A 12,518-nucleotide genomic window follows, 5' to 3' on the forward strand; every position below is an offset into this window, starting at 1 on the left:
CTAGTAAATACAAATATAAAATAAAATGTAGGCTATAATTTAATGTTTTCGAAATCGCCTTCTTTCAGCATGTAATGACCACAAAGTTATGTTCAACGAGAATTCAAAAAAATCCTCCTAGGATTTTTTGCTTTTTCTATAAAATACCATTATTTTTTTTTGAAACCTTTTCCTACCTGTATTGCCTCTAATAGTTGAAAGGAGGTTAGCCAAACATGTCATATTCGACAGAAATAGTACAACAGGCTATCGCTGGTAATAAACAGGCATTTGAACAATTGTTAAAATCGGAAAGTGAAAAATTATATAAAATTGCATTCCTCCACATGCGAAATAAAGAGGATGCCCTTGATGTTATTCAAGAAACGACGTATAAAGCCTACGTTTCGATTCATCAACTAAAGACGGTTGCTTATTTCAGTACCTGGCTTGTGAAAATCTTAATTCGGACTGCCTATAAAGAACTTGAACGAAAGAAAAAGCTGATACAATTGCCCGAAGAAACAATTACTTATCTTTTAGATACAAGCCATACGTTAGAACCTAGTCTAGCAATCGATTTATCAGATGCACTTTCATCACTTAATACGAACTATCGGAATGCTATACTGCTTTTCTATTATTATGATTTACCGATACGAACGATCTCTAGCATCCTTGATAAACCACAAGCAACCATTAAAACTTATTTACGGCGAGCAAAAGCTGATTTACGAAAAACATTGGGAGCTGATTATTATGGAAAAAGATTTACGTAATTCTTTTACAAGAGAGATAGACATTCCAACGGAAGAATTAAACCAAGCTATTAGCAGGGGCATTGAACGTGGTGAAAGGTACCGTAAAAGTAAAAAATACATAAAACCAATAAAACGTACATCCATGTTTACAGCTGGCGCAGCCGCAATGGTTCTGATATCTGGATTTATGTTTGCACCTGTAACAAATGTGTTAGCTCACGTTCCAATTATTGGAGATATTTATGCAAACTATCAAATGCCGATTGGGCAGGAATTAGCTGAACAACAACTCATAACTGAATTAAATCAAACAGTTGAAAATAATGGTGTCAAAATGAGTATTACCTCCATCTTTTATGATGGTGCGTATGTTGGATTAACATTCAAAGCAACCGGTAAAAATCTCTCCGATTCTATTGGAGGAGATACTGGGCCAGAATCTGGTTATACATATGAAATGGTTAAAGGTGACGATTCAACAACTTGGCCAGGTACGATGGGCTCATTAACGAAACAAGGTAATGATTATGTTGGTGCAATCATACTGGAGAACCCTGACCTCGACCAACCAAGTTCACTAAACCTTCCTATTACGTTTACTCATATGGCAGGTGTTCGAGGGGAATGGTCATTCCAACTATCTGCTAAGAAATTACCATCAAAAGAAATAGATATCAATCAAGCTGTTTATTCAGCCCAAGAGGAATATAGTGTAGAACTTAAGAATATCCAAATAGGAAAGACAAATGCCCTCATAACATATGAAGCGAGACATTCAGATGGCAAAGAAGTCGAGAATTTGCACTTTGAAATCGTGGACAACCACGGAGAGAAGGTATCGCTCTCTACCATTTCTGATTCGAAGGTTATTTTTGAAATGGATAGCAAACAACCGCCAACCTTCCTTTTGGTGAAGCCTTTTTATCAGATAGGAAAAGACGCGGTAGAACTTGATGAGGTAAAAGTTGAATTGAAATAACAGAAAAATCCCGGACCATACAATGGCCCGGATTTTCGTTTTTGTTACCTATGCCCATCGATTCGAGCTTGTTTATAACCGTAAAATGCACAGGTACCATTTCTGGTGGGATCCTTTACTTCAAATCCACACTTATCATAGAATGCGAAATTATTCGCTGAGGTATGCGCGAACCAATCCCCATGAGGAAGCTTCTGAACACAAAGTTCCACAAGTTTCTTTCCAATACCCTTCCCTCGATAGTCAGTAAGAACCGCTAGATCCATGATAGTGGCCGCCATTATTTGGTCTGAAATAACCCTAACCATACCGATCATGTTGTCTTGATCCCAGACTGTAAAAGCCCAGGTCGAATTTTTGAATATCAAGCCGAACTTTTCCTTTTGCCAATCCGGGGTGTTTCTCGCCCAACCAGCATCTTCAAATATTGCTTCAACCAGATCACCAGGAACTCCCTCGGTGCCCTCCCTTATCACGAGTCCATTGAAGTATTGATACAATTCATTCTCCCCCCTTTTTGTTCTGTTCATAAATCTTCATTAGTGTTGTATGTATGTTATTTAAACTAATAAAAATGAAACCTAGCATAACGAAAGTAACAAACTCACCTGAAAAAAAAGAGAGGACTCCCAAGACTAAAAAATAGAAACCATACCACCAGTTTTTCATTTGCACACCAACCTTTACTGCTGTTACATAATTTGGATTTTTACTATATGTAACAGTTCCACAAAAAAAGCGCTAATCCTTTAAATGGATTAACGCGATTATTGTATATATTGATAGATCTTAATGGAAAGCCAGAAAAATAGGAGGCCCCAAAGAACGAGGATGAACGATCCCGCTATCCAGTTTTTCGGCTTGCCTTGTTTCATCATTTCTTCTGCTTTGATTTCACAATCTGCTATAACAGCCTGGGGAATCATTTTTAATGCAAACATGATTCCAATTGGCACGAGGATTACCTCGTCAAGGTAGCCAAGAATCGGAATAAAATCTGGGATAAGGTCGATCGGACTAAATGTATAGGCCACAACACCCGCTGTAAAAGCTTTTGCATACCAAGGTACTCTTGTATCTTTACAAGCAAAATAAAGAATGAATATTTGTCTTTTTAGGCGTTTCGCCCAGTTTTTTATTTTTTCCATAGGTTCACCTGTTTGCCTTGATTCAGCATTCTATTCCATCCACACTATTCGCGTGAATGTACACCTAGAATTCCCTATTTTACCTGTTTTTATGACTTTATGACTTACTCAGTGGCTCTAATAATTGAATTAACTCCGGTGTAAAGCCTTTTACAGCTCGGTCTCCTACAACCGTAACAGGAACACCTAAGTACCCAAACTTCTCCACTTCTTCTTTAAATGCATCATTTTCTGCAATGTTGCGGACCTCAAATGGAATCCCATTTTCAGTGAGTACCTTTTTTACAAAGATGCATTCCACGCAATCATTCGTTGTATAGACAATTACTTGGCTTGTCATCTAGATATTCTCCTTTTATTCCGCTTTCGGACCAAATTTTCCGGCATGGTAATCTCGATATGCTTGTTGTATTTCTTCCTTTGTGTTCATTACAAATGGACCATACGCGACAATTTCCTCTCTTAAGGGCACTCCTGAATAAATAAGGACCTTGGAACGGCTATTTGCTTTTATATCAAACTCACTTTGATTTTGTCCATTTTCATTAAAAGTAAGGGTTGCTACACCTGTTTTCGTTAACGCTGTTTTACTTTCTCCAAATTCCAAATCACCCGACAAGACGTATAAAAAGGCATTATGATTTTCCGGTAATAGATGTGTATATGTTGCACCTTTTACTAGAGAAATTTCAGTCATTGTAATCGGAACGAGACTTTCCATTGGTCCTTTTACACCAGCAATTTCTCCAGCGTATACCTTTAACTCCCCGCCTTCTACCGTAACGCGAGGTGTATTCTCTACTAAAACATTATGATAGGAGGTTTGTGTGTTCTTTAATAACTTCGGTAGATTCAACCAGAGCTGAAGTGTATGGGCAATGTCATCATCAACCGCTTCCTCTGCATGTCTAGCACCACTACCTGCATTCATGTATTGGACATCTCCTGCTTCTAAAATGGAGTGACCTCCATGGTTATCGATATGCTCTAATCGCCCGTCAATAACGTATGTGATTGTCTGAAAACCGCGGTGCGGATGATCTGAAAAAGCACCACGCTTAAACCAATCCTCTGCCATAATCAAAAATGGGTCAAAATCCTGGAACCGATCCGGAGGCAATACAAATCCTTGCTGCACATGTGGAAAACCATTGTTGTTGTATTTTATATACCAGTGATCTTTTATATCTCGTTTAAAAAGGGAACTCATCTCGTTCACTCCTTGTAGGTTCTAACTAGTAGTCTTGCCTATTTCCATTTCATTTTCACATGTAAGAGGAAAATCCACAAAGGTTTTGCTCTAACTCTAACTGGAATATTTTTCTAGACAACCTTATAATGAATAAAAGGGCTATGAAAAATCCGTAAACTTTCTATCATCTTAGTAGTCTGTCAATTCATTATTGCAAGCAATTACCACATATGTAGATTTACCTATTCATTGGGGGTATTAGATGGCACTTAGCATTTTATTTCTTATGTTCATTTTGCAAGCAATAGATAGACTTGTAGGTAAGCGGTTAGAACCGGGATTTAATGTCATGGAGTCAGATGGACAACTGAAATACCGGGTAGGCACCTTCATTATACTTCTTCTCTTCTTAATAGGCGGGTATGCGTTGTTTGACATTGAGAACATTGAGCATTTCCGATGGCTACTAGTATTCTTTTTCATTGCCTATTGGAGTTTTCAGTCCTGGATGGAATTTAAATATGTAGAGGGAAAAAAATATCTGTTGTCTCTATCTCTAATGGTGGTGGGCGTCATGGCTGTCTCTATCCTTTTTTATGTTCATGGCATCATTACGAATACCACTCTTGGTGAGGAATTTAGCGCAATGATGAACAAAAGCCACCAAATAAACGATATTGAAATTTTCTGGACCAAAAAGATTGAGAAGGAAGGATATATAGATAAGAGGACAACGATAACAGATGAGGATTTGATACATAGATTGATTAACGCACCTTCAGATGTAGAGCTAAGTAAATCCGACTTCTATGATTGGACTGGAAACGAAATGTATATCACCTTTAACAATGAGCATCATTCTTACAACGTTTTTCTTAATAAGGAATTTCTTCAAATAGATGGCACTCACTATCGTGTAAATGGTGAGAACAAACTATTTTATCTTATCAAAAATGAGAAATTAGAATGGACCGTCGAGTGACCTCAACATAAAATAAGCCCCCTAAGTCAATCGCATTAGGAGGTTTTCAATAGGGATTCCATTTCCTCATCTGTAACAGGTTTCCATTTTATATCTTTAAATAGTTCTTTATCAAATGATTCAAGAAGCTTGTCAATTTCATCATAGGTAAACGTAACTGTACGATCTTTCATGTAGCCCACCTTACCTTTCACTACATGATTCGGTTCGATTTATGGAAATGTGAGGGTCAAGTTTAACTTATTTTATTAGGAGTGAAGAAATATGACAACCTCTCAATCTAAAAGGTTTCAAACCTTTGCAGTCAATGAATGTAAGGATTCAAGCAGATTATATGAATTTCTTTCCTTACAAATTGCCCGCGATAATGAAACACTTGAGTTAGCTTCACATGCGCAAGTTGGTCAGCCTACACCCAATTTGCTGTTAGGTGCAGTTCATTTTCTATTGCTAAAAGGCGCAGATCATCCGCTACGTGAATATTACCCTAGTATCGTGAGGAATCCTCGGATCGTGGAAGAATCGTTTGTACCTTTTAAAAGTTTTTGCCGGGAGTTTTCTAATGAAATTATCGAGCTTTTGCATAAAAAGTTGGTACAGACAAATGAGGTAAGACGGTGTTCATATCTTTTTCCAGCCTTTGGGCATATTTACGATATTGCGAAGAAACCGTTGGCTTTAATTGAAATTGGGACAAGTGCTGGCTTGCAGCTGCTATGGGATCACTATAGTTATTCGTATGGGACGAGTGAAGTTTATGGAAACAAAGGTTCCACCTTACAGCTTACAGCTGAGATATTAGGAGGGAAAACTCCTACTCTACAAGACTTCATTCCTCCAGTAGCTGCTCGAATCGGTATCGACCTACATCCCATTGATTTGAAAATTGAAGAAAATGTACGTTGGTTACAGGCACTCATTTGGCCAGAGCATCATGAGAGACGTGAACTTTTTGAAAAGGCTACAGAATATGTAAAGGCAAACGAGTTACAGTTGATCAAAGGGAATGGCGTTGAACTTCTACCTAAAATAGCCCAAGAGATTCCAAGGGAGCAAAGCATTTGTGTCTTTCATACCCATGTAGCAAACCAAATGCCGTTAGAGACAAAGGCTCAATTGTTGGAACAAATTTCGTTCATCGGGGCAAACCGAGAGATTTTTCATCTATATAACAATATACAAGACCGCTACCTCCACATTGATTATTATCTCCATGGAAAAGAGTACAAGCATGTCATTGGTGAAACGGAAGGTCACGGAAAGTGGTTTACGTGGGAATTATAATATAGGCAAAGCGTCGGGATTACTCTTCCAAATGCGTTGCCTTCTGTGTATCGGTTGGATTTCAGTACGCTAATCATCTATCAATTCATGTAATAATCTAGAATCATTCCGAAAAATGGCATCAAAAGCATGATTACTAAAGCTTGGATAAACGTTTTCTTGATGTCTTTCTTCCATGGATTAGCCTTAGGAAGACCGTGGTTTAGCCGTTGAAAAACAAGAAATACAACCCACAAGAATAGTAACCAATAAATGGCAGAACTAACGCTCTCGTAAAACAAGTGGTTCCCCTCCCCCGCGTTCATCACTTCTATTCTATCATTTTTATGTAAGAAAATTTCAATTAATGGAAAACTTTTCATTTTACTGATGGTAAAATAGATTTAGAGGTTTTTACAATAGGAGGTTTTTATTTGAAGAAAAAAATATTTTGGTCATGTATCATGCTCATCCTCCTTAGCTACATCGGAAATTATCTATATTTTCAATCGAAACAGTTAGATGCTCCTTTCTTTTTAGAACATTATTATGAAATGACCTTGAATGAAGAAGATGAGACAACACTTACCTTCTATTACCTAACAAATAAGTCAGATACATCGACAATCGATTTTGTAAGTATTGATGGTATTGAGGCCTATGCGACTTCCAATAATGACTTTTTTATGTTTGATTCCAATACACCGCAGTACGAACAGGAATATACCCACCATTATATAAAGGCGGTTCATGTTTCGTTTCATAACACACTGGTTGAGCAGGGTGAGGGACCTTGGTCATTTTCAAACATAGAGGTACATTTTTCTGATGGTGAAACAATTCTCGCTGACATTGGAAGCGTCGTTCTTCATAAAAAGACTAAATCACCAAGTGTCTTAGAAACTCGTATAAGTTCAAGCAGCAACCAACACACTAGTGAAACATCTTTGATTTCCTTACAGCCTATCACCATAGAAGAACTATCGATTCCATTTCCTATAGATTTGTCTGAGGATATCCTCGTAAAAATTGACCTTGACCAAGAGAAATTAGGTGAGTTCGAAACAATTATGGATGGTAGTGATCCACCTATGTGGTTTGAGGAAGATAAGGAAAAGGCTTGGAATGACTTACCAGGTACTTTAGTTAGTGATGAGATGTTTCCTCTTTCTTTAGAACAAAATGAATGGATTCGTTTTCTCATGCAGTTTAACCCTACTCGAACTTCCTACTTTCAATTCAGTATTAAACTTGTTGGTAAAACAGAATCAGGAGAAGTGTTCGTAACTGAGCTTCCCATCATTGACCACCCCCACTTAAGTCAAAAAGAGATAAATAAGATTGTCGAAATTGGAAATGGCGGTGGGAACAAATGAAAATAAATTTTAATCGAATGTTCTGGGGATTTATTTTCATTCTTTTAGACATACACATACTTGTAATCGATATCCTACCAGATCCCATAGGTTATTATTTAATTCTCTCTAGCTTAAGGTTTGTTACTCCAGAAAATCGTCTTGGAAACAGAATTAAGTGGCTTACTACCGGACTAATCATCATAAGTATTCCTACCATATTTGTTCAGCAAACAGTTGATCACTCACCCGGTTTTTCGCCTTGGTGGACCTACAGCTCTGCACTAGGAATCGGTAAGTTACTACTTGTTTTCTTTCTATTTCAGCTTATCATGGAGATCGTAACCTCTTTAGAGGATATAGCTCTTATTCATCGAAGCTCACAAACCTTTTCAATGTATATGTGGGTCATGGTTATCATTACATTCTCAGACGCTTTTCTTATCAATTTTTCAAATGATATACTTATAGGGTATCTCTTTATTACCCTCCCCTTAGGTATCCTGATGGAAATTATGTTCCTTCTCCTACTCAGAAAGCTCCATAAGCACGAGGGGCTACAGGGAATTGTATAAGACTTTATGTACAGTGCTTGGGGGAATGCCCCAAGCATTTTTTTACACGAATAAATGTCGTTCTGAGCGGAAATCTCCATCCTCGGTAAGTCCTTTATCGGATAAATGAAGTCCAAACCAGACGGCTCATCTTAGGTAAATCCTTCATCATGTTAAGAATAATTTATATATAAGAAACAATTATTACACCAACACCCACACATATGCACATAACTCCACCAAAACGTGTTGACCAGATATAGAGGGATGATGGTTCCGTTCCATCCTCCGTCTTCCAGCTTTCCGTAAGAGTCCAAACCAATGAAGGTTTTAGCAGTAAAACAACACCAACTATCAGTAAGAAAATCCCCATTGCTGTCATGTTATCTCCTCCTACTGTATGTACGATTCTACTGATGCCTTTGTTTCAGAATATTTATACTCTTTACACAAAGTTTTCACATCATCCAGTGGCAACATGTTCACGTTGACAACAAAACGATCTAGACGGTACGATATTTGGTATTCAATATGTGGAATATCTATCAAAGTAGTAATCTTTAAATATGTAATGAGAGTGAGGAATAGAAATGACTGCATATGTTTTATTGGGCGTATCCATTGTGGCTGAAGTGTTTGGAAGTTCCATGCTTAAAGCTACAAACGGTTTTAAAAAACTCTTTCCAACTCTTGGTGTAATAACTGGATACATGATAGCTTTTTATGCGTTATCTTTAACATTAAAGACGCTTCCACTTGGGGTCGTTTATGCCATTTGGGCTGGAGTAGGAACAGCTCTAACTGCACTAGTCGGGATCACTTTTTACAAAGAGAGTTTTAATGCTAAAAAGCTCTTCGGTTTGGTCCTAATTATTTGTGGAGTCGTTTTATTAAATATTGGCGGAGCCCATTAATTCTTGGAAAAGAGGAAGACAAATGAAGAGTTATCTGTATTTAGCAATTTCAATAATTGGAGAATTATTTGGTACTGCCATGCTAAAAATGTCTGATGGGTTTACTGTTATCATCCCGTCTGCAGGTGTAGTTGTTGGCTATGCTATCTCTTTTTATTGCTTATCCCTATGCCTAAGATCGATACCTTTGAGTTTAGCTTATGCTATTTGGTCAGGTGTAGGAACAGCGTTAACTGCCCTACTAGGTGTACTGATATGGGGAGAAGTGTTAAGTACCCTTAAAATTTTAGGAATTGTACTCATTATCGGGGGTGTTGTCTTATTGAACACATCGTCGAATGTAGAAACTGCAAAAGAACCTTCCTAGAAGATAGAAGGTTCTTTTTACTATCTAGTCAATTACCAGCATATTGCACTCATCAAACTCCCATGCTTCTCCATAGGCGACCTCCCAATAATAGCCATCAAGGTCTGTAAAATAACCGCCATACCCACCCCAATCGGTTTTCTTTGGCTCCTTCTGGATAATAGCACCCGCTCCTTCCGCTTTTTTTATGATTTCATCCACTTCCTCCATGGATTTTGCATTATAGGCTAGAGTTATTCCTGTAAAACCACTGGCAATCTTTGGCGGTTTATCTTGATTCACATCTACTGCTAATTCCTCAAGTGGATAAAGTGCAATTCGTGTTCCTTCATTCTTAAAAAAGATAATTGCAGGATTGGATTCAGGTCCCCTAACTGACGTTTCGAATCCTAGCTTTTTGAAAAACTCATGCGACTTTATAATATCTTTTGTTCCTAGGGTGATAATGTTTAGTCTATTCATATGTATCTCCTTTACTACTTTTTCCTTATTTTAAAACATTCTTTCTTATCAGCAAAAAATCCTTTATTGTTCTGATTATTAATAAATTGAGTAAAGAATTCGTATTGTAAACTGCCTAATTGGATAATTTAGTAATAACTAATTTACAAATATTGGTGTTTCGCAAATGAAATGGGAGGTAATCACTTGAGTTTAATAAATCCTATCAATGTATCTGAAGTAGGATCACTCTGGCAAACCTATCAGGAGAAAACGTTAATCATGAGATTTTTGGAGTATTTTATTGAAAAAGCTGATGACCCACAGGCAAGAAATATCTTGGGAGGATTGTGGCAGGAGTTGGATTTTTATGTGAAAGAAATGGAAGGAATCTTTTCTGATCAAGGAATGGTGAAGCCAGTCGGTTTTACTTCTTCTGATGTGAATTTGAACGCTCCAAAGCTCTATGATAATGGGTTTGACGTAATGTTTGTTCGAATCTTAAAGGAAGTCAGTATGGGACTTTATACGTTAGGATTAAATATGACGTACAATAAACAGGTAATGTCGATTTATGAGGGACTTACAACTGTTACTCAGAAAATCTATAAACTTTCCACTACTTATTTACTAGACAAGGGAATTCTATCCATGCCGCCTAAGGTCACAATGCCACAACAAACGGAATTTATAAAAAGCAAAAAGTATATGGAAGGGTTTAATCTACTTGGTGATAAGCGGTCTTTAAATGACCTTGAGGTCGGCATTATTCACCACAATCTTGAAGCAAATAATATTGGGATGCAGCTAATAACAGGATTTGCACAAGTTGCTCAGACCAAAGAAGTCAAACAATACTTTGTAAAAGGAGTCCAACTGGCTAAAAAACAAATTAAAGTGATGGAAGATATCCTTTTAAAGGCAGATGTGCACCTTTCCGCCACTTCTGGAGCTACAGTTACCACATCAACGGTTCCGCCCTTTTCCGACAAACTAATGATGCATTGTATTTATATTCTCAATGGATTTAGCATTGTTGGTGCTGGGTCAGGTGCCTACTTTAGCATGCGACATGATTTAGCTATGAAAACAATGTTACTTGCAAAAGATGTCTATACATACGCACAAGAGGGAATTGAAATAAAGATAAAAAATGGATGGTTTGAAGAACCCCCACAAATGGAGGATCGCACCCAAATAATCAACAAAGGGAAGTAAAGATAGGTTCACAAACTCATACATAAGTCGTCGCAAGGGTCTACATAATCGTATACCCTTGTTTCTATTTCAACAATGAAAAAGGACCTCGTAGACTCTAATTCACTATAATCCTTTCTAGTCTAGTAGCCTAGTACTCAATAGAATGTTGTTCTCATGTTAACTTCCATAGTTCTTTTATCCATAAATAGTTTGCAATTTGATTCTCCTTATTATGTAATAGATTATAATTTTCAACAGAAAGAAGCGTTAATCCTTCTTGGACCAACGCATAAATCTACGATTGTATTCCGCCCTTTACTAAGAAGAAGTGAGGCAAACATCCAAACAGTATCTACCTTCAATATTACCTTGGCCAACTCGAGACACTCGAATGATATCGGCATGATCAACCGTACCTGAACTAGTATTTCCAGGCGGAACAGTAAATTCAAGGGAGGTCTGATCTTTTCTTATCGCTAGGACATTTATTGTACTGGTGCTGTTGACGCTATTATAGATAGAAAGGAATACCGTAGCGTCCTTTTCATGCCACACCTCCCAAATATCTAATGTAGGTACCTGATTATTGAGTTGTAGATTTCCACAGATAGTTCCGCAGTCACACTTTTTTTCATCCACTTTATGTTTTTTGTTTTTTTTCTTCTTATCTGACATATCCTTTACACCTCTTCCAAACAAATATCTCTATATCCTATGTGTCTAGAAGACTATTGGATTGGACGAATACCGTAAGGAAATAGACTATAATTGTGAGATTTCATTAGGAAAGTTCAAGTACACCAACAGATTCAAGAATGGTACAAGTGTACATTCTCTAGTAAAATCCGCATTTGCATGGTACATGTTTCGAGTAAACTGCATTCTATAACAATGTGTTAAATTTTATGAAGGAGTTGATAGTATATGTGTGGATCTCATAGCAACAAAACATCATTTTGCTGCCCGGAGGCAAAGGTTTTTACAGAAGAAGTTTGCGGTCAACTACAAGGACCAATTAACCAAACAGTATGGACCGCCCCTACTCAAAGTGACTATTTTCAAGGTACCTTTACTGTAACAAACACTGGACCTTCACCATTTGTAATTTCCTTTAATAATGGTGCACCCTTTACAGTACCTGCTAGAAATACAGTTTCTGTCTCAGTGAATAACCCTACTAACTTTGACGTAACACTTGGCCCTGAAGATGACGGTAGATATTGCATCACTTTGTATAAGCGTGTTTTTGTTTAATAGGATGGTAACTTTAATTTGATTCATACCATTTGACCAGTAGTTTACTTTCACAAAATGAGTCACTTAGGAAGTACGCATTTAGTACTTCCTACTTTTTAGTTTCGGCTCCAAAACAAAAACACCCAT

General features: G+C 37.4%; 19 protein-coding genes. 10 read left to right on the plus strand and 9 right to left on the minus strand.

The features are described 5' to 3' along the window. The first annotated feature begins 215 nt into the window (after positions 1–215). Together ACWNMY_RS07595 and ACWNMY_RS07600 are read left to right on the plus strand one after the other, a co-directional pair. Positions 216–758, plus strand: coding sequence for a sigma-70 family RNA polymerase sigma factor (locus ACWNMY_RS07595; RefSeq protein WP_449537631.1), 543 nt, complete (start codon positions 216–218; stop codon positions 756–758). Beyond that, a complete protein-coding gene (locus ACWNMY_RS07600; protein WP_449537632.1) occupies positions 739–1,719 on the plus strand; it encodes a DUF4179 domain-containing protein in 981 nt (326 codons plus the stop codon). Before ACWNMY_RS07595 ends, ACWNMY_RS07600 begins: the two co-directional genes overlap by 20 nt. Positions 1,720–1,763: 44 nt before the next feature. On the opposite strand, the gene ACWNMY_RS07605 is transcribed toward ACWNMY_RS07600, so the two are convergent. From ACWNMY_RS07605 to ACWNMY_RS07620, 4 genes are all read right to left on the minus strand, one after another. Next, on the minus strand, positions 1,764–2,219 hold the full coding sequence (locus ACWNMY_RS07605) for a GNAT family N-acetyltransferase (protein WP_449537633.1): 456 nt from the start codon (positions 2,217–2,219) through the stop codon (positions 1,764–1,766). A gap of 267 nt (positions 2,220–2,486) precedes the next feature. After that, complete coding sequence (locus tag ACWNMY_RS07610) at positions 2,487–2,867, minus strand: YkvA family protein (protein WP_449537634.1); 381 nt, start codon at positions 2,865–2,867, stop codon at positions 2,487–2,489. A gap of 97 nt (positions 2,868–2,964) precedes the next feature. Then, positions 2,965–3,207 carry a glutaredoxin family protein gene (locus tag ACWNMY_RS07615; RefSeq protein WP_449537635.1) on the minus strand — a complete coding sequence of 81 codons (243 nt, stop codon included), beginning with the start codon at positions 3,205–3,207 and terminating at the stop codon, positions 2,965–2,967. A gap of 15 nt (positions 3,208–3,222) precedes the next feature. After that, on the minus strand, positions 3,223–4,077 hold the full coding sequence (locus ACWNMY_RS07620; protein WP_449537636.1) for a pirin family protein: 855 nt from the start codon (positions 4,075–4,077) through the stop codon (positions 3,223–3,225). A gap of 244 nt (positions 4,078–4,321) precedes the next feature. On the opposite strand from ACWNMY_RS07620, the gene ACWNMY_RS07625 reads away from it, so the two are divergent. Then, entirely contained in the window at positions 4,322–5,041 is a 720-nt protein-coding gene (locus ACWNMY_RS07625) for a DUF4181 domain-containing protein (protein WP_449537637.1), read from the plus strand. Between the two features lie 35 nt (positions 5,042–5,076). Here the strand turns inward: ACWNMY_RS07625 and ACWNMY_RS07630 are convergent, their stop codons facing one another. Further along, positions 5,077–5,214, minus strand: coding sequence for a hypothetical protein (locus tag ACWNMY_RS07630; protein ID WP_449537638.1), 138 nt, complete (start codon positions 5,212–5,214; stop codon positions 5,077–5,079). Positions 5,215–5,305: 91 nt separating this feature from the next. Between ACWNMY_RS07630 and ACWNMY_RS07635 the strand changes: the two genes are divergently transcribed. Next, entirely contained in the window at positions 5,306–6,325 is a 1,020-nt protein-coding gene (locus tag ACWNMY_RS07635) for a DUF2332 domain-containing protein (RefSeq protein ID WP_449537639.1), read from the plus strand. 80 nt (positions 6,326–6,405) lie between these two features. Here ACWNMY_RS07635 and ACWNMY_RS07640 read toward each other — a convergent pair whose 3' ends face one another. Further along, positions 6,406–6,606 carry a hypothetical protein gene (locus tag ACWNMY_RS07640; RefSeq protein ID WP_449537640.1) on the minus strand — a complete coding sequence of 67 codons (201 nt, stop codon included), beginning with the start codon at positions 6,604–6,606 and terminating at the stop codon, positions 6,406–6,408. Positions 6,607–6,738: 132 nt separating this feature from the next. On the opposite strand from ACWNMY_RS07640, the gene ACWNMY_RS07645 reads away from it, so the two are divergent. Both ACWNMY_RS07645 and ACWNMY_RS07650 read left to right on the plus strand, forming a co-directional pair. Beyond that, on the plus strand, positions 6,739–7,680 hold the full coding sequence (locus ACWNMY_RS07645; RefSeq protein WP_449537641.1) for a hypothetical protein: 942 nt from the start codon (positions 6,739–6,741) through the stop codon (positions 7,678–7,680). After that, on the plus strand, positions 7,677–8,234 hold the full coding sequence (locus ACWNMY_RS07650) for a hypothetical protein (protein WP_449537642.1): 558 nt from the start codon (positions 7,677–7,679) through the stop codon (positions 8,232–8,234). Before ACWNMY_RS07645 ends, ACWNMY_RS07650 begins: the two co-directional genes overlap by 4 nt. A 163-nt stretch (positions 8,235–8,397) precedes the next feature. Here ACWNMY_RS07650 and ACWNMY_RS07655 read toward each other — a convergent pair whose 3' ends face one another. After that, positions 8,398–8,595, minus strand: a complete 198-nt coding sequence (locus ACWNMY_RS07655; RefSeq protein ID WP_449537643.1) for a DUF6199 family natural product biosynthesis protein — start codon at positions 8,593–8,595, stop codon at positions 8,398–8,400. A gap of 208 nt (positions 8,596–8,803) precedes the next feature. Here ACWNMY_RS07655 and ACWNMY_RS07660 point away from each other — a divergent pair, with 208 nt between their 5' ends. Beyond that, positions 8,804–9,127: a DMT family transporter gene (locus tag ACWNMY_RS07660; protein WP_449537644.1), complete on the plus strand. Its 324-nt coding sequence runs from the start codon at positions 8,804–8,806 to the stop codon at positions 9,125–9,127. Positions 9,128–9,149: 22 nt separating this feature from the next. Continuing rightward, entirely contained in the window at positions 9,150–9,494 is a 345-nt protein-coding gene (locus ACWNMY_RS07665; RefSeq protein WP_449537645.1) for a DMT family transporter, read from the plus strand. Positions 9,495–9,518: 24 nt separating this feature from the next. On the opposite strand, the gene ACWNMY_RS07670 is transcribed toward ACWNMY_RS07665, so the two are convergent. Next, on the minus strand, positions 9,519–9,956 hold the full coding sequence (locus ACWNMY_RS07670) for a VOC family protein (protein WP_449537646.1): 438 nt from the start codon (positions 9,954–9,956) through the stop codon (positions 9,519–9,521). 186 nt (positions 9,957–10,142) lie between these two features. Between ACWNMY_RS07670 and ACWNMY_RS07675 the strand changes: the two genes are divergently transcribed. Beyond that, entirely contained in the window at positions 10,143–11,153 is a 1,011-nt protein-coding gene (locus ACWNMY_RS07675) for a DUF3231 family protein (protein ID WP_449537647.1), read from the plus strand. Between the two features lie 300 nt (positions 11,154–11,453). Here the strand turns inward: ACWNMY_RS07675 and ACWNMY_RS07680 are convergent, their stop codons facing one another. Next, positions 11,454–11,810, minus strand: a complete 357-nt coding sequence (locus ACWNMY_RS07680) for an S-Ena type endospore appendage (RefSeq protein WP_449537648.1) — start codon at positions 11,808–11,810, stop codon at positions 11,454–11,456. Between the two features lie 249 nt (positions 11,811–12,059). On the opposite strand from ACWNMY_RS07680, the gene ACWNMY_RS07685 reads away from it, so the two are divergent. Then, positions 12,060–12,389 carry an S-Ena type endospore appendage gene (locus ACWNMY_RS07685; protein WP_449537649.1) on the plus strand — a complete coding sequence of 110 codons (330 nt, stop codon included), beginning with the start codon at positions 12,060–12,062 and terminating at the stop codon, positions 12,387–12,389. Positions 12,390–12,518 lie beyond the last annotated feature (129 nt).

The sequence above is a fragment of the Ferdinandcohnia sp. Marseille-Q9671 genome, from assembly GCF_976954385.1.